The 17,141-nt window shown below is 70.4% G+C and carries 10 protein-coding genes; 6 read left to right on the top strand and 4 right to left on the bottom strand.

All coding sequences use genetic code 11. The features are described 5' to 3' along the window. Nucleotides 1–20: 20 nt before the first annotated feature. Nucleotides 21–1,439: a glycoside hydrolase family 32 protein gene (locus tag F4560_RS13720; RefSeq protein ID WP_184920112.1), complete on the top strand. Its 1,419-nt coding sequence runs from the start codon at nucleotides 21–23 to the stop codon at nucleotides 1,437–1,439. Nucleotides 1,440–1,535: 96 nt separating this feature from the next. Here F4560_RS13720 and F4560_RS13715 read toward each other — a convergent pair whose 3' ends face one another. Together F4560_RS13715 and F4560_RS13710 are read right to left on the bottom strand one after the other, a co-directional pair. After that, nucleotides 1,536–2,570, bottom strand: coding sequence for a LacI family DNA-binding transcriptional regulator (locus F4560_RS13715; protein WP_221483480.1), 1,035 nt, complete (start codon nucleotides 2,568–2,570; stop codon nucleotides 1,536–1,538). Nucleotides 2,571–2,691: 121 nt separating this feature from the next. Then, nucleotides 2,692–6,018, bottom strand: coding sequence for a GH32 C-terminal domain-containing protein (locus F4560_RS13710; protein WP_184920110.1), 3,327 nt, complete (start codon nucleotides 6,016–6,018; stop codon nucleotides 2,692–2,694). 250 nt (nucleotides 6,019–6,268) lie between these two features. Here F4560_RS13710 and F4560_RS13705 point away from each other — a divergent pair, with 250 nt between their 5' ends. After that, entirely contained in the window at nucleotides 6,269–8,779 is a 2,511-nt protein-coding gene (locus tag F4560_RS13705) for a GH32 C-terminal domain-containing protein (protein WP_184920108.1), read from the top strand. Between the two features lie 88 nt (nucleotides 8,780–8,867). On the opposite strand, the gene F4560_RS13700 is transcribed toward F4560_RS13705, so the two are convergent. Next, the gene (locus F4560_RS13700) at nucleotides 8,868–9,380 is read right to left on the bottom strand and encodes a MarR family winged helix-turn-helix transcriptional regulator (protein WP_184920106.1); all 513 of its coding nucleotides are present in this window, start codon (nucleotides 9,378–9,380) and stop codon (nucleotides 8,868–8,870) included. Nucleotides 9,381–9,411: 31 nt separating this feature from the next. Here F4560_RS13700 and F4560_RS13695 point away from each other — a divergent pair, with 31 nt between their 5' ends. Further along, entirely contained in the window at nucleotides 9,412–10,482 is a 1,071-nt protein-coding gene (locus tag F4560_RS13695; protein ID WP_184920104.1) for a bifunctional NAD(P)H-dependent oxidoreductase/GNAT family N-acetyltransferase, read from the top strand. Here F4560_RS13695 and F4560_RS13690 read toward each other — a convergent pair. After that, nucleotides 10,472–11,047 (bottom strand): dihydrofolate reductase family protein, encoded by a 576-nt coding sequence (locus F4560_RS13690; RefSeq protein WP_184920101.1) that lies wholly within the window; start codon nucleotides 11,045–11,047, stop codon nucleotides 10,472–10,474. The genes F4560_RS13695 and F4560_RS13690 overlap by 11 nt on opposite strands. Before the next feature lie 423 nt (nucleotides 11,048–11,470). Between F4560_RS13690 and F4560_RS13685 the strand changes: the two genes are divergently transcribed. Genes F4560_RS13685 through F4560_RS13675 form a run of 3 tightly spaced genes read left to right on the top strand, consistent with a single transcriptional unit; the run spans nucleotide 11,471 to nucleotide 17,137 of the window. After that, nucleotides 11,471–14,089, top strand: a complete 2,619-nt coding sequence (locus F4560_RS13685; protein WP_246477793.1) for a TIR domain-containing protein — start codon at nucleotides 11,471–11,473, stop codon at nucleotides 14,087–14,089. Continuing rightward, complete coding sequence (locus F4560_RS13680; protein WP_184920097.1) at nucleotides 14,086–16,692, top strand: tetratricopeptide repeat protein; 2,607 nt, start codon at nucleotides 14,086–14,088, stop codon at nucleotides 16,690–16,692. The genes F4560_RS13685 and F4560_RS13680 overlap by 4 nt, the downstream gene beginning before the upstream one ends. Nucleotides 16,693–16,699: 7 nt before the next feature. Continuing rightward, nucleotides 16,700–17,137 (top strand): hypothetical protein, encoded by a 438-nt coding sequence (locus F4560_RS13675; protein WP_184920095.1) that lies wholly within the window; start codon nucleotides 16,700–16,702, stop codon nucleotides 17,135–17,137. Nucleotides 17,138–17,141 lie beyond the last annotated feature (4 nt).

Here is a 17,141-nt window from a genome sequence, read left to right as displayed (position 1 = left end):
CTCCGACCTCGAGGACTCCGTTGTCGACTCCCGACCTCCACCTGCCCACGATCCACCTCAGGCCACCCCGGAACTGGATCAACGACCCCAACGGGCTCACCTTCCACGACGGCCACTACCACGTGTTCTTCCAGCACAACCCGCACGGGCCGGACCACACCGGCATCCACTGGGGACACCACCGCAGCACGGACCTCGTCACGTGGGAGGAACTCCCGCCGGCGCTGACGCCCACGCCCGGTGGAGACGACGCCGACGGCTGCTTCTCCGGCAACGCGGTCTCCGACGGGGACCGGATGCTGGCGTTCTACTCCGCTTACCGCACCGACCGGTGGTGGCAGCCGATCGCCACGGCGGAATCCCGGGACAGCGGGCTCACCTGGCGCAAGCACCCGGGTCTGGTGATCCCGACTCCTCCCGAGGGCACGTCGATGTACCGCGATCCGTACGTCTGGCGCCAGGGCGAGCGGTGGCGGATGCTCGTCGGCGCGAGCGTCACGGGCGAGCGCGGCGCGGCGCTGCTGTACGAGTCGCCGGATCTCGTGGACTGGCAGTACCGCGGGCCGTTCTTCGCCGACGGACCGGACGTGGACGGCGGCTGGACCGGCTGGGAGTGCCCCCAGTACGCCACCTTCGGTGACCGCGGCCTCCTGGTCGTCAGCCTGTGGGACGCGGTCGCCGGTCCACGCAGCACGCGCGTCTACGTGGGTGGCGAGGAGGCCGGCCGGTTCGCGCCCACCGGTCACGGACCCCTCGACCACGGTCCGGACCTGTACGCGCCCGCCCTGCTGCACGCGCCCGACGGCCGCTGGCTGCTGTGGGGCTGGTCGTGGGAGGCCCGCGACCAGCAGTGGTCGCACGAGGCCGGCTGGGCGGGCGTCCTCACCGTTCCCCGCGAGCTGTCGCTCACCGAGAACGGGACGGTGCGCCAGCAACCCGCCTCCGAGGTCCTCGGGTACCGCGGGCGCAAGGTCGTGCACGCCACCGGCTGGTCCGCCGACGACGACCTCGGTGAGGTCGGCACGGCCTTCGACCTCACCGCCCGCGTACGGCCGAACTCGGACGCGCCGTGCGGCCTGCGGCTGGAGACCGCTCCAGGCGAACACCTCGACATCGTGGTCGACCCGGTCGCGGGGGAGCTGGTCGTGGACCGCGACCACGCCTCGCTCGACCCCCGTGCCCACATGGGGCGCTACCGGATCCCGCTGTCCGGTCAGCGAAGGTCGGTGGACTTCCGGGTGATCGTGGACGGCTCGATCGTGGAGCTGTTCCTCGAAAGCGGAGAGTCCTTGACAGTGCGCTGCTACCCGACCGGTCCCACGCCGTGGCGGTTGCGGGCGTTCGGCGAGCCGGAGCACATCGTCGACGTCTGGGAGCTCGACGCCGGTGGGCGACGGACCGCCATCGGCCACGACGAACTGCACACGGCGGCGAGCTGACCGCAGGAGCCGGTCGGGAACGACGTGTTCCCGACCGGCCGCGCGCCGCTCAAGGGTGCGCCGCTCACGGTCGCGGCGCGGCTACCGATCCGCCGCTCACGGTCGCGGCGCGGCCACCGATCCGCGCTCGCGCAGCGGCATCGTCACCCGGTGCACACCGGAGACCTGCGCTTCCTTGTCGAAGACCAACTCCACCGCGCGACGTCCCATCTCGTAGTGCGGTAGGGCCAGGGTGGTCAGCGCGGGTCGCAGCCACGAGGCGATGTCCTGGTCGTCGAACGAGATGATCGAGACGTCGCCGGGCACCGACAGGCCCGCTTCCGCAAGTGCTTGGTAGGCGCCGAACGAGACGCGGTCGGTCGAGCACACCAGCGCCCGCGGCGGCACGCCGGAGGTCAGCAGGGCCCGCACTTCGCGGTAGCCGTCCTCGGCGTTCCACTCGCACTCCACCACTCCGTCGAGCATCGCCCGCTGCGCCCGCAGGACCTCCTGTAGACCGCGCATGCGTTCGATGCCCGCGAAGATGCCCTCCGGGGTCGCGGGCACGGCCTGGTGGCCGCCGATGGCCCAGATCCCCGAGCGGTGCCCGGCGTCGAGCAGCACACGGCCCGCCTCCCGACCGGCCGCGATCTCGTCCGGGATCACCGACGGCGCCTCGAAGCCGGGCGCCAGGCAGTTGAGCAGCACGACCCGGCGCCCGTGCAGCTCCTTCGGCGGGACGACGTAGCGGGTGAACATGGTCGCCAGGATCACCGCGTCGGCCTGTCGGTCCAGCAGCACGTTGACCACGGCGGACTCGGAGGAACCCGCTCCGCCGGTCTCGGTGATGATCAGCGCGTGGTCGCGCTCCGCCGCCGCCTCCAGAGCGCCGCGGACCACGTCGCCCGCGAACGGCGTCGTGGTGATCCCGTCGGAGACGAAGCCGATGGTCTTCGTGCTCTTCGTGCGCAGGCTGCGTGCTGTCGCGTTGGGGCGGTAGCCGAGTGCCTCGGCCGCGTCCCGGACCCTGGCGCGGGCGCCCTCGGAGATCCGCACGCCCTCCCGCCCGGACAGCACGAACGACGCCGTAGTCGGCGACACGCCCGCGCTGCGGGCGACATCGGCCATGGTCACCCGTCGTCCACTCGTCATCGTCACCCCTCGTTCGGATCGAAACGCCGGCGCGCGGCCTCCCGCCTGCGACAACAGTACGGTCTCGCCGCGCACGGGTCCGGCACCGCGCGGGAGCCCCGCGCGGTGCCGGACGGGCGGATCAACCGGTCATGGCGCCCATGCGCCAGACCGTCATGGACTCGATCACCGCCCCGTTGCCGAACAGCCGCAGCCCGAGGGAGTCGTCGCGGTGCGGGTACGCCCGGGTCGTGATCGACTTGTGGGCGTTGGCGAACGCCTCGACAGAGGACCGGTCGACGAAGACGTCGAGCGTGAGCCTGCCGCCCTCCAACGCCAGCGGTCCGCTGTGGACGCCGAGGTCGGCGTCGAGGCTGGACCGGTTGCCCGCACGGGTCCGGTCCACGCCGAACTGGCCGGCGCCGATGTCGTGGAACAGCCTGGTGCGCTCCTCGTCGCCGGGGCTGCGCAGCACGTCCAGTCCGAAGCGCTGGGTCGTGCCCGGTTTCATGGTCAGCCGGACGTGCAGCATGTCGCCCTTGACCGCGGCCAACTGGCTGTTGACGGCGTCGATGCCCGTCGGCGTCCGCACATCCAGCAGCGGCGCACCGGCGTGCAGGGCGGACACCTCGCGGACGGGGTTGATCGCCAGGTCGCCGTCCGGACGCACGCCCAGCTCGACCGGCAGGCCCGCGTTGTGGGCCCACCCGGCGTCGTGGTGCGCCTGTTCGGTGCGGCGGTCCTGGGCGATGCTGAACAGCAGGGACCGACCATCCGGGCCCACCGTGCCACTGGGGCCGGTGAAGTGCTCGCCGTAGTCGAACAGCTTCGGCGTGGTGGTGTCGGGGGTCCAGCGGCGGGCGGTCGCGTCCCAGGTGCCGACCCAGTAGAAGGTGTTCTTGCTGCTGTGCGGGCTTGCGCTGGTGAAGGCCGGGTTGACCACGAACGCGTGCTTCTGGCGGCCTGCGGCGTCCTTCCCGATGGGCAGCAGCACCGGCAGCTCCCACACCTGGCCGGTCTTGGGGTGGGCGGCGACGTCACCGGTCATGAGCGGACCGGCGTAGCTCCAGTCGGTGAGGTTGGTCGAGGTGTACAGCAGCGCGGTGCCGCCGACGTCGGCGCCGGAGGTGGTCTGGACGCCGGAGCCGACGAGCTGGAACCAGGTGTTGCCCTCCTGCCACACGTACGGGTCGCGGAACTCCCCGAACCGGACCTTGCGCCCGGCGCCGACGTCGAGGTCGGCCCGCTGCTCGGTCACGAGCCGGGGCTCCATCCGCCACTCCACGAGGTCGGGGTCGTCCGGGTTCACCGGACGGGCGATGCCCGTGGCCTGGTTGGGGCGCTTGGAGTCGTCACCCGCGGTGATGAACAGCACCGGGTCGCCGTTCTGGTCCAGCGCCGCGCCGCCGGACCACACGCCGTCGGGGGCGACGCTGCCCGCGGTGGGCGCCAGCGCGACCGGGAGGTCCCGCCAGTGCACGAGGTCCTTGCTGACCGCGTGGCCCCAGCTGATGTTGTGCCAGTACGGGCCATGCACGTTGTGTTGGTAGAACAGGTGGTACTGCCCGTTGGCGAAGATGGGGGAGTGCGGCTCGTTCATCCAGTGGTTGGGCGCGGTGAAGTGGTAGCCGGGGCGGTACTTGTCGCCGTTGTAGCGTGACCGGTCCTGCACGATGTCGGCCTTCGGGACGGTCCCGCCGGCGAACGTGGCCAGGGCCGCGGAGTGGTCGGCGGCGACCTCGGCCGGGCTCAGGGCCTTGCGGTGCAGCTTCACCTCGTCGATGAGGCCGCTGAACATGTTCACCGCGAAGGCGCCGTTGATGATCACCGGCTGGTTGTGCTTGCCGATCAGCAGCGGCACGCCGGCCTGCTGGAGCCGGGCGCCGGTCGGGATGGCCGTCTCGGCCACCTGCGCGCCGTCGAGGTAGAGCCGCATCCGACCCTGGGCCGGGTCGAACGTCGCCACCAGGTGCGCCCACGCGCCGGTGCGCAGCGCGGCCGACGCGGGAGTGGCCACTTCGCGCCAGGCGTCACCCGTGCCGATCCCGAACTTCCAGGCGCCGTGCCGTCCCACGCCGAGGGAGAAGCCCCGGTTCGCGGTCTGCTCCTGCTGGTTGACGATCGCGGAGACCTTGCCCTCGTCGCCCCACTCGAACCCCTGCGGGGCGACCCACGCCTCGACGGTCAGGGCGTTCTGGTCCAACGGCACAGTCCCGGCGCTGCGGCTGACCCAGGTCGAGTAGCCGTCGAACAGCAGCGCCTTGGACAGCACGCCCTTGCCGTCGTTCGCCGGCTGCCACAGCGGTTCGCTGTTGGGCTTGTAGACGGCCTGGTTGAACACGTAGCTGATCGGGTCGGCCTGGCCGCTGACCCGTTCGACGGTCGAGGCGCCCGAGCCCTCCCGGAAGTCCCAGTGGGCGGCGGTGGCGCCGATGGGCTGGTCCAGTCCGACGCGGACGTCGTCGAAGTTCAGGTGGCCGAAGCCGCCGGTGGCCTGGTCGACCAACTTGATCCGCAACTGCTGACCGAGTCGGTCACGCACGTCCCAAGTCACCCTGCGGTACGCCTCGCTGTCGGCGCCGGTGGCCTTGTGCAGGACCGTTCCGTCGACGGTGGTCAGTGCTGCGTACAGGTTGGCTTCGTTCTGGCCGCCGCCGATCAGGACGCTGATCACGCCGGTGCCGGACACGGTGAACGGGTCTGAGGTGAGTGTGCCGGTCGCCGCGTCACCGCCGCTTTTGAAGCCCCACAGGTGATGGGTCCCCTGCTGGTTGAAGCAACAGCCCCAACCCCAGCCCGTGTCGGTGGTCAGCGCGGTGGTGAACGCCTGGCCTTGGGCGGTCCAGCCGGTCAGGTTCCCGGACTCGAACCCCGGGTTGGTGAGGCCACTGCTCGGCGGCTGGTCGAGTCCGACGCGGACGTCGTCGAGGTTGATGTGGCCCCAGCCGCCGGTGGCCTGGTCGACCAGCTTGACCTGCACCTGCTGGCCGAGTCGGTCGCGGACGTCCCACGTGACCCTGCGGTACGCCTCGTTGTCCGCGCCGGTGGCCTTGTGCAGGACCGTTCCGTCGACCGTGGTCAGTGCCGCGTACAGGTTGGCTTCGTTCTGGCCGCCGCCGATCAGGACGCTGACGACGCCGGTGCCGGACACGGTGAACGGGTCTGAGGTGAGTGTGCCGGTCGCCGAGTCACCGCCGTTCTTGAAGCCCCACAGGTGATAAGTGCCCTGCTGGTTGAAGCAACAGCCCCAACCCCAACCCGGATCGGAGGACACGGCGTTCGAGAACGCCTGCCCCTGCGCCGTCCACCCCGTCAGGTTCCCCGACTCGAACCCCGCGTTGGTCAGGCCTCCGGGTTCCGCGGCGGCTGCCTGGGTCGCCAGCGGTGGACCGAGCGACGCGCACGCGATCAGGGCGGCCAGCACGAGCCTGGCGCGACGCACCAGGCCGCTAGCGGCATGACGTGCCATGTGACGCCTCCTCGACGTTGAGGTGATAAATCGAATCTTCGTGGGCGCTGATGCTGCGCGCAGGCGTTCGAGGTAAACAAGGTGGTAACGAGGCAACTTTACCAGTTCGTTACATTTGGATGTCTCTTGTTCACGCTGGTAATTCGATTTACTATCGTGCGGCGCTCTCGCCTCACCGGGCCGATCGGACCCCGTTCGAGCCGGCCACTCCCCAGGCACCGCTTCCCCAAGACGAAACGCAGGGCAGCCCATGACAAGACGCTTGATGACAGCCGTGCTGACCGCAGCGGCACTCGTCGCCTCCACGAGCCCCGTCGTGGCGGCGCCGGCGACCGAGACCTATCGGCCGCAGTTCCACTTCACGCCGGAGCGGAACTGGATGAACGACCCGAACGGCCTCGTCTACCACAAGGGCGAGTACCACCTCTTCTACCAGCACAACCCCAACGGCAACTCGTGGGGCGACATGTCGTGGGGCCACGCGGTCAGCCGCGATCTCGTGCGCTGGCAGGAACTTCCGGTCGCGATCAGCCACGACGACACCGAGATGGTGTTCTCCGGCAGCGCGGTGGTCGACCACGCCGACACCTCGGGCTTCGGCACCCCCGACGAGCCGGCGATGGTCGCCGTCTACACCAGTGCGCCCAAGGCCGGCGGCAAGCAGGCGCAATCGCTGGCCTACAGCACCGACCGCGGTCGGACGTGGACCAAGTACGCGGACAACCCCGTGCTGGACATCGGTTCCGCCGAGTTCCGCGACCCGAAGGTGCAGTGGCACGCGCCCACCCAGAGCTGGCTGATGGCCGTTGCGCTGGCCACGGAGCGCAAGATCCGGTTCTACTCCTCCAAGGACCTCAAGTCGTGGGCGCCGCTCAGCGATTTCGGCCCGGCAGGAGCGGTCGGCGGCGTGTGGGAGTGCCCCGACCTGTTCCCGCTCGAGGTCGACGGCGACCCCGGCAAGACCAAGTGGGTGCTGGTGGTCAGCATCAACCCCGGCGGCATCGCGGGCGGTTCGGCCGCGCAGTACTTCATCGGCGACTTCGACGGCACCCGGTTCACCGCCGACGACGACGGCAGCTACACCCCACCCGCCGGCGTCGTCGTCGAGGACTTCGAGTCGACCTACGGCCAGTGGAGCACCACGGGCGGCGCCTTCGGCGACTCACCGGCCACCGGGCCGCTGGAGGGGCAGCTCCCCGTGGGAGGCATCGAGGGAACCGGTTACGCCACCAGCTTCCACGGTGGCGACAGCTCGACCGGCACCCTCACGTCGCCGCCGTTCACCGTGGACAAGCGTTACCTCAACTTCAAGGTCGGCGGTGGCCGGCACCCGCACGATCCGGCAGCAGTGACCGGTGACGCGCCACCCCCGGCGGGCGAGGTCCTGGCCGACTTCGAGGGCGACACCTACGGCACCTGGACCGCCGCCGGCGAGGCGTTCGGCGCCGCGCCGGCGACCGGCAGCCTTCCCGGCCAGCTGCCGGTGTCGGGTTGGCAAGGCGGCGGCCTGGTCAACACCTTCCTGCGGGGTGACGCCACGGTCGGCGCCCTGACCTCGCCGGAGTTCACCCTGTCCTCGCCGTACGTGAACTTCCTGATCGGCGGCGGCAACCACCCGTCCGACTCCGAAGCGCCCACCGCGGTGCGGCTGGTCGTGGACGGTGAAGTCGTGCGCAGCGCCACCGGCAAGGACTCCGAGGCGCTGAACTGGGCTTCCTGGGACGTGCGCGACCTGGCCGGCCGCAAGGCGCGCTTCGAGGTCGTGGACGCCAACACCGGCGGCTGGGGACACATCCTGGTCGACCACGTGATGCTCGCCGACGCGCCGGCCAAGCCGCGTTCCACCGAGACCTCGGTCAACCTCGTCGTGGACGGCAAGGTCGTGCGGACGGCGACCGGGGCGGACAGCGAAACCCTGGACTGGGCTTCCTTCGACCTGCGCGAGCACCAGGGCGAGCAGGCGCGGATCTCGGTGGTGGACATGAACACCGCGGGCTGGGGACACGTGATGGTCGACCGGTTCGCGCTCGCCGACGCACCCGCGAAGTCCACTGTGGAGCGGGCGGACTGGGTCGACTACGGCAAGGACTACTACGCGCCCGTGTCGTGGGACAACGCCCCGGACGGCAAGCGGCACATGATCGGGTGGATGAACAACTGGCAGTACGCCGGGAACATCCCGACCTCGCCGTGGCGCAGTGCGCAGAGCATCCCCAGGCAGGTGGGGCTGCGCACCATCGGTGGTGAGGTGAAGCTGGTCCAGGAACCGGTCCGCGCCCTCGACCGCCTCCACCGCGGGGCGCCGTTCTCCCTGCACGGCAGCACCGTCCGGGACGGCTCGCGGTCGCTGGGCAGGCACGCCGAAGGCCAGGCCCTCGACATCGAGGCGACCTTCTCCCTGCGCGACGCCGAGCGGTTCGGTCTCAAGGTGCTCAGCGGGGCGGGCCAGGAGACGGTGATCGGCTACGACACCACGACGGGGGAGTTGTACGTCGACCGCACGCGATCCGGGCGCACCGACTTCAGCACCGAGTTCCCGGCGGTGCAGCGCGCGCCGCTGGCCGCGGTGAACGGAAAGGTGACGCTGCGCGCCTTGGTGGACTGGTCGTCGGTCGAAGTCTTCGGTGGCGCGGGTGAAGCCGTGATCACCAGCCAGGTCTTCCCCGACCCGACCAGTGACGGGGTGGAGGTCTTCGCCGAGGACGGGAACGCCCGGATCGACCGCCTCACCATCCGGGACATGGGCACCTACCGACGCTGACCGCTGAGGTGGTGGGAGCCCACGTGGGCTCCCACCACCGCTCCGTCAGGGGACACGACATGATCACCGTTGTGGCCGGAAGCGTTGGTCATCCCGATGGGTGCTGTCCAGGTGCTCCCTCGTCGGGGTCATCACCGGCTTGGGGTTGTTCCAGCCTTCGGGCGATGTGTTCGAGGGCGGCGAGGTCTGCGGGCGTGAGCCGGTCGATGAAGTGGTGCCGTACCGACTCGACGTGGGCCGGTGCGGCGTTGTCGAGAGCGTTCAGACCTTCCGCGGTGAGTACGAGGAGGCAGCCCCTGCCGTCGGTTGGGTCCGGTGCGCGCCGCAGCAGACCCCGAGTTTCCATTCGGGTCGCGTGACGGGACAGCCGGCTGCGTGACCAGCCCATCTTGTCGGCTTGTTCCCCGAGCGTGCTGGTGTGCGCGGGCCGTTCCGACAGGGTGCTCAGCACCTCGTAGTCGGGTTCGGAGAGGCCGATCGCGGCCAGGTCGCGTGCTGTGCCGGTCCGCACGGCGACCACGATCCGCAGGTATGCCCGCCAGGCCCGCTCCTCGTCGGCGTTCAGCCAGCGCACGGCACCGGCCGACGGCTTCGTTGACATGTAATCAACCTAGCACCTAGTCTTCGTTTCCATGTCAACGAAACGCCTTCGTGTTCTTGCCCTGACGTGCAGCACGCGCCCGGGCGCCCTCGGCCCCGTCGTGGCGCAGTGGCTGATCGAGGCGATCGCACCTCGGGCGGCGGAACTGGGCGTCGACCTCGTGCCGGTGGCCCTCGGCGACCTGGAACTGCCCTTCCTCGATGAGGAGGAACATCCGTCATCGGGCGTCTACCGGCATGAGCACACCCGTCGGTGGAGCGCGATCGCCGACGCGGCGGACGGGTTCATCGTGGTCACGCCGGAGTACAACTACGGCATGCCGGCGGCCCTGAAGAACGCGCTGGACTACCTCGGCAGCGAGTGGGCGTGGAAGCCGATCGGCTTCGTCAGCTACGGCAACACCTCGGCGGGCACCCGATCCGTCCAGCACACCAAACAGGTTGTGACCACGCTGCGAATGGTTCCGTTGGGTGCCACCGTTGCGATCCGCATCGGCGACTCGGTGGAGAACGGGCGACTGCGGACCGATACCGCCCGCGACGCGGCGGGTGTCGCCCTGCTGGACGAACTGGTCCGCGTGAGCCACGCCCTGCGTCCGATGCGCGAGCGAGCCGGGGCCTCGTCCGGCCCGTTGCCCGGGTCCTACGTGAGGCAACTGACCCCGGACGACGCTTCGGAGGTCACCGTGCTCCAGCGGTGCTGCTGGGTGGAAGAGGCGATTCTCAACGACACCATGAACATCCCGGCACTGCACGAGTCGCCGGAGGAGGTGCGTGAATGGCTGGCGAGCTGGCGCACCACGGGCATCTGGCTCGACGGACGGCTGCTGGGCATGGTGCGTGCCCGCCCCGTCGAGACCGACTGGCACGTGGGACGGCTCGCCGTCGTGCCCGACCTGCGCGGACGAGGGCTGGGCCGGTGGTTGTTGCACGCCGCCGAGTCCGCCGCCGGACCGGATCTCGGGCGCATCCTGCTGTTCACCGGTGCCAAGAGCCTGGGCAACATCGACCTTTACGAGAGCGAGGGCTACCAACACGTGTCGCTCGCCGGCCCTGACGGAACCGTCTGCCTCGCCAAGGAAATGCCCGTGCTCAGCGGGTGACGTCGTAGACCAGTTTCTGGATTCCGTTGGCGTAGGACTGGCTCTCGACGAGCTTGAGGTTCCGCTTGTCCTGGTCGGTGTCGCTGAACAGCCGCTTGCCCGCGCCGAGGAGGACCGGGAAGACGAGCAGGTGGTAGCGGTCGATCAGGCCCGCGTCGGAGAGGTTGCGGTTGAGGGTGGCGCTGCCGTGGACGATGACCGGCCCGCCGTCGCCCTGCTTGAGCGCGGCGACGTCGTCCAGGGACCGCAGGATGGTGATCTCGTTCCAGTTGGTCACCAGGTCCTCGTCCCGGAGCGTGGTCGACACGACGTACTTCGGCATCGCGATGTAACCGGGAAACTCCTCGGTCATGGTCGGCCACACCGGTGCGAACGCCTCGTAGCTCACCCGGCCCATCATCAAGGCGGCGGCCTCGTCCTGCTCGCGGGTCTTGATCTCGTAGGCGGCCGGGTCGAACTCGATGTCCTTGAAGGTCCAGCCCGTGTTGCGGTAGCCCGGTTCCCCGCCGGGCGCCTCGACGACGCCGTCGAGGGAGACGAAGGCGGTGGTGATCAGGGTGCGCATCGGAGTGCTCCTCGGTTGTCCTCGTGCTGTCTGTCATCAGTGCGTCGAACAGGGCCCGCCGCGATCGACACCTCGCGCCGAGAAAGTTTCCACGCACTCCGGGCACTGTCCTGCCGCCGCTCCACCGGCGCAAACGCACGATCACGCAGAGTCACCGCGTGCTGCAACAGGTGATTTGCCAAAATGACCCGGAAACGTCGTGAGAGAAGTCGCCCGGATGTATCGATCACCGACGAATCGCGATGCCGGAAATCCGTGCGAGGTGGAATCGAGTCGGGCGGGTTGTGACGTGTGGTCGCGAATTCAGGTTGGTTGACCGCATTTTTCGGGGAAGCGCGAGGCGGCTGAACGGGTGAAGTCGGGCGAAAGCGCGAACGACCTGCCACCGGTCTGAGATCGTCAAAGTCCACGCTTGGACGTGGGATGGGTGCGCGGTATCGCTTCCGGGGAGGTATCGGCTCATTGGCGACGACGAACGACGACAGCAGTGACAGTTATGATGTATTCGTCAGTTATGCCAGTGCGGACCGCGACGTCGTGGCGCCATTCGTCGAACTGTTGAAGCGTGAAGGGCTCAAGGTCTGGTTCTACGACCAGGACATGCACGGCGGTCCGGCGCTGAAGAAGCAGATCGCCGATGCCATCAAGCGGTCGAAGCACACGATCGCGTGCCTGACCGACTCGTACGTGACGCGTCCGTGGACCAAGTTCGAGCTGGCCCTCAGCACCCACCGCGACCCCGCGGGCGACACCGCGAGCACGATCCTGGTGCGCTTCAAGCCGATGACGGGTCCCGTGCCGGAGGACGTCCAGCACCTCACCGTCAGCGACCTGACCGACCAGCGCAACTACGACCGCACCTACGAGCGCATCACGAAGCTGATCAAGCGGCCGGTCGTGGTGGATCAGGCCCACCTGGAGGAACTGTGCCAGGTTCCTTTCCAGTCGGCCGAGCCGCACGTCACGCTGTACCGGATCCGGCGGGCGAACGAGGCGTTGTCGACGTTCCTGTACCGCAGGGAGATCGGTGAGCTGCCGCCGGACGCGACGCTCAACCTGATCATCGGGCAGCTGATCGTGTCCGGCAAGCTGCCCCGCGAGATCATGGCCGCGTTGGCGATCATGCAGTCGTTGGGCAACATCGTGGTGAGCGACCGGATCGACGACTCCCCGATCACCAGTGCGTCGCTCGTGACCCCGCTCGCGGCGTGGCGTGAGCTGAGCGCTTGGACGTTCCCGGAGTTCAAGGCGCCGGACGTGCTGGCTGACGTGTGCGAACTGCTGCCGCTCACCGCCGCGGGCCGGCGCATCCCCGACACCGACTACGTGATCACCGGCGACGCGGTGAGCCGCAACAGCCACGGACCACTGCACCCCGGCCACGACACGGTGCGCGACCGGCCGGTGTCGATCAACCTGGTCGGGGTCGCCGCCGACCACGACGACGCGTTCTTCGCGGAGGTCGCCCGGTTCACCCGGCTCAGCGACGCGAACATCGTCTCGCCGACCGACGCGGGCACGGTGGTGGTCGACGGCGAGCGGCGGTGCCTGTTCCTCGTGCTCCCGGTGGTCGACGGGGGCAGCGCGCAGGCCATCACCGAGCACCACGGGACGCTGCCGCCGCGCGCGGCCTACGAGCTGTGCCTGGGCATCGCACGGGCGCTGTGCGGCTTCCACGCCGCCGAGCCACCGATCGCGCACGGCGATCTGAGACCCGCCAACGTGATCGTCGGGACGTTCGGGACGGTCCGCGTCCTGTGCATCGGCAGCGAGGCCGACGTGGCGGAAGGCCGGCTCGACTCCTTCCTCTTCGCCAGCCCCCAACAGCGCGTGGGCGCCCCGCTCACCCCGACGTCGGACGTCGCCGCGTTACGGCTGGTGCTGCACTACCTGTTGACCGGCGAATACCTCGCCGAGGACGGGCCGCCCCTCGGACCGGGCGTCGATCCCGGCGGTGTGCTCGACAAACTCGCCGAGTGCGCGACGGCGGCCCGTGCGTGCGCCATCCTCGAAGCCGCCCGCACGCGCTTGCCCGCCGCGCCGAACCTGGCCTCGGTCTACCGCGACTACATGCGGAAGAAGGGCATCGCCGCGCAGACCCGGCCGCCCGTCGAACCCGGCGTGGTGCTGGTCGGCTCGTACCCGGTCGACGCCAGGCGGGCGTGGCCGTTGGGCGAGGGGCTGGTGCTGGTCTGGGAGTCGGGCACGGACACCCTGGCGATCCTCGACGACATCGACGTGGTGTGGCGCGACACCGGGGCGATCGCCGTCCGCCGGGTGGACATCGGTCGCGGCCGGATCGCGGTCGGGGGCTGGGACGGCGCCGTGCGCTACTTCGCCGACGGCGCGCTGGTCGCCTCGGGCAAGCTCGACGGGGCGGTCGGAGACCTGCGGCTGATCGGCGACGACGTGGTCGCCGGGTCCTGGAAGCACAGCCTGTGGCGGTTCTCCCACGACGGCACGCGGGACGAACTGCTCGACGTCGAGGCGGGCGTGCACCGGATCGCGGTGGCAAACCACGGCGAGCGCTTCGCCGTGGCGGACCTGGCGGGTGGGCTGTCGATCTACGCGGGCCGGCGGCGGGTCTCGCACATGCCGGGCATCGCGATGGCCGCCGACGTGGCCTACGCGGGCAGCAGGCTGGTGGTCCTGACCGACGACGCGCTCATCAGCATGGGGGTGGACGGCGCGATCGGCCTGCCGGAGCGCAAGCCGGGCGGGGTGCGGCTGCGGCCGGGGGCGTCGGCGGGCGACTGCACGCTGGTGGTCGCCTCGGGCCCGCCGCGGTCGGTGGAGGTGTGGCGGGTGGACGAGGCCGATCGGCAGCTGCGGATCGCGACGTTCCCACCGGGCACGGATGTGCTCGCCACGGTCGGCGACTGCCACCTCGTGTCCACCCCGGACGACGGGTACGCCTACTGGCGGCAGGGGACTGAGCGGCTGCACTGGCCGGACGCGGTCAGCGGTGCGCTGTCGGCCGACGGGTCTTGGGTCGCGGTGTGCCGACCGGGCAAGGTGGAGCTGTACCAGGACGTCGGATGAGCGTCGTGCGCGCCCGTGAGGCGCTGCTCGACTCACTGGCCGGACTCCGTGGCCAGGAGTCCACGCCACAGGTGCGGCTGGCCATCGCCGAGGCGGAGTTCCGGCTCGCGGTGGACCCGGACACCGACCGGGACGAGGCGATCGCCCGGCTGCGGGCGGCGATCACCCAGGACCCCTTCCTGCCCAAGCTCAACCTGCACCTCGGTCGGCTGCTGCACCAGGCGGGCAAGCACCGGGCCGCGCTCGTGGAGTACCGGCAGGTGCTGCGGATGGCGCCGTCGAACCGTCGCGCGCACGTGCTGTTCGCCTTGGCGCTGCTGGAACTCGACAAGGACGAGCGCGCCATCGGGCAGTCCGTGCTCACCGCGCTCAACTCCGGCGCACCCGACAGCCTGCCCGCCGCCGTCGCCGCGTTCGACGAGCTGGTGCGACGGCAGGGAACCGAGGCCAAACCGGACGCGCGGCCGGCTCGCGAGGCCAAGACCCGTGCCGCCAACCGCAGTGCCCCGGACGTCTGGCAGACGTCGCTGGTCGAGCAGCTGTCCCGGGCGAAACCGCAGCGCGGCCAGGTCAGGGCTCACCTCGACGTGGGCGCGGCACGGGCGCGCGACGGTTCGGCCGTGGCCGAGTTCGCCGTCGCCTGCGTGCTGCTGCTGGTCGCCGGCGACAGTCCGCGCGACGTGCGCAAGACAGGGCCGGCCGGGGTCGACCACCCGGCCGTGGCGCTGCTGGAGGCCGCGTTGGAGCTGGCCGAGGCGGAGACGCCGGAGACGTTCGTGGAGCTGGCCGTCGCGCGGCTCGACAGCGGCGTGCTACCGGTCGAACTGGTGTGCTGGCTGCACTTCTCGCGGTACGGACCCGACAGCGGCCTGCCGCCGGCCGACGTGGTGCGGCTGCTGGACGCCTATCCCGACGTGGAGTGCGTGCGCGAGCTGCGCGTGTCCGTGCTCGACGGCCTGGCCCGCGCGGCGTGGACGGACGAGCGGTTGGCCGAAGCCCGGCTGCTCTGGCGGGAGTCCGCCGCGCTGGACCCGCACCGCGTCCCGCTCGCGGTGAACCTGGCGTTGCTCGCGGCCCGCACGAAGTCCGTCGACGACTACGGTCCGGCGTGGTCCCGGCTCACCGAGCTGATGTACCTGCACGCGGCCGGAACGGGCGAGCTCACCCTGCTGCTCGACGAACGGCGGACGCTGCACCTGGCGCTGAGCCAGCAGAGCAGGTCACGCCACTGCGCGCCTTCCAACAGCCCCTACCCGAGCGACGCGGAACTCGCGGCCTGGGTCGCCGACGTCGAGGCGATCGAGGTCTGGCTGCGGGAGTGGGACCTCTACTACCTCAACGAGCGGCTGAACTTCCGGTCACCGGCCCACCTGCTCGGCGTGCCGCAGAACGCCACCGCCGAGGAGGTCGACGCCGCGCGCGACGCGTTCGTCCGCTCGGTCGACAGCACCCTGCGCGGACAGGACTGGGCAGGGGTCACCGTGTTCCGCGACCTGGTCGTGGACCGGGTGCGCGAGGCCCACGCGGTGGCGAGCGATCCCGCGGAACAGGCCCGCGACGTCTATCGCGACCTGGAGAAGCCGCGCGCGGCGAGGCTCGCCGACGAGGCGCTGCGACGGGGGCTGCTGCTGCGCAACATGATCCGTGAGCTGAGCGCGAAGAAGTCCGCCCACCAGTTGGCGCTGGGCGTGGAGATGGCCCGCAGGCAACTCACCCTGCCGTGGACCGTGCTGACCCCGATCTGCGTGGAGCGGGGACTGATCAGCGAGGACGACGACCTGGTCGGGATCTTCCAGGTGGACCTGGTCAACCTGGCCGTGCACTGGGAGGAGCCCACGGCGGCCACGCCGGAGGAGTGGGACGAGCGGGTGACCGCGCTCGGCGAGTGCGTCGCGCTGGTGCCCGACCGGTTGGAGTTCGCCGTGCTGCACAGCCGGGCCCTCGTGGCCGCCGAACGGCCGGAAGAGGGCTACGCCGCAGCGGTCGCGGCGCTCGACCGGCAGGCCGCTGCCGACGACGAGGAGGCCCGCTCGCTGCGCCCGGTCCTGGTCGGTGTGGTGGATTCGATCGCCGAAGCCGCCATTCCCGCGCACCTGCGCTCGCCGAGCGACCCCGCGAGCGCACGTCGCACGCTGGCGGCCGGCCGGAGCGCGCTGGAACGGTACCCGCGCAGTGGGTCCCTGCGGCGCGCGATGGCGGACATCCTGCTGCAACTCGGAAGCGAGGCGTTCGTACGAGAGGCGATCGAACTGCTGAGCGACGCCATCGACCTCGCACTGGACGACGACGACCGGATCAAGTCGGAGACCAAGCTCGCCGCCACCCACGGCGCGGCGGCCGAGGCGGCGGTCCGGGCGCAGATCGAGAAGCTGACCGAGCCCGCGAACGCCAGGGTGAACGAGGCCGTCGAAGAACTGCGCCGCGACTCGGGTCCGGAAGCGATCGCCGCGGCGCGGCTGGCCCTGCGCGAGGCGATGACGGCGGTGGGCGAGGCGATGGCGATGGCCGAACGCGCGGGGTTCACCGATGACGTGACGCGGTTGGCGGAGCAGTTGGAGCAGTTGCGGATCGCGGAGTCGAACCTTTCACACGACGGGGAGTGAGCGGACCGTGTTCATGATCGATCTGGGCGCCGAGTCGTTCTACACCGTCCTCGGCGTCGCGCCCACCGCCACCGCGGCGGAGATCCGGCAGGCCCGCGACACGCTGGTCCGCGAGCTGCGGGAGCGGCAACGTCGTGAGCCGACCCGGCGCGCGGAGCTGGAGGCGCGGCAGAAGGTGGTGAACACCGCGGGGGAGGAGCTCGCCCGGCCCGCCAAACGCGCCGTGTACGACCAGGACAACGCCCACCTGCGTTTCTTCACCGTCCGGGACGCCGCCGCCGGGATCTTCACCGACCGGGCCGACCGGGTGGAAGTGCTCTACACGGCGATCAGCGACCACCTGCGTGCCCGCGGTGTGACCCTGCGGCCCCGGTCCGACCTGGACCGGGACGACTTCACCGCCGACATGACGCCCAACTCAGTCCTCGACGGCCCGATCGGATAGGCGG

The organism is Saccharothrix ecbatanensis (genome assembly GCF_014205015.1).
In the GTDB taxonomy this organism is placed as follows: Bacteria; Actinomycetota; Actinomycetes; order Mycobacteriales; family Pseudonocardiaceae; genus Actinosynnema; species Actinosynnema ecbatanense.
Note: the sequence above shows the minus strand (reverse complement) of the source record. Positions and strands in the feature narration are given on the sequence as shown.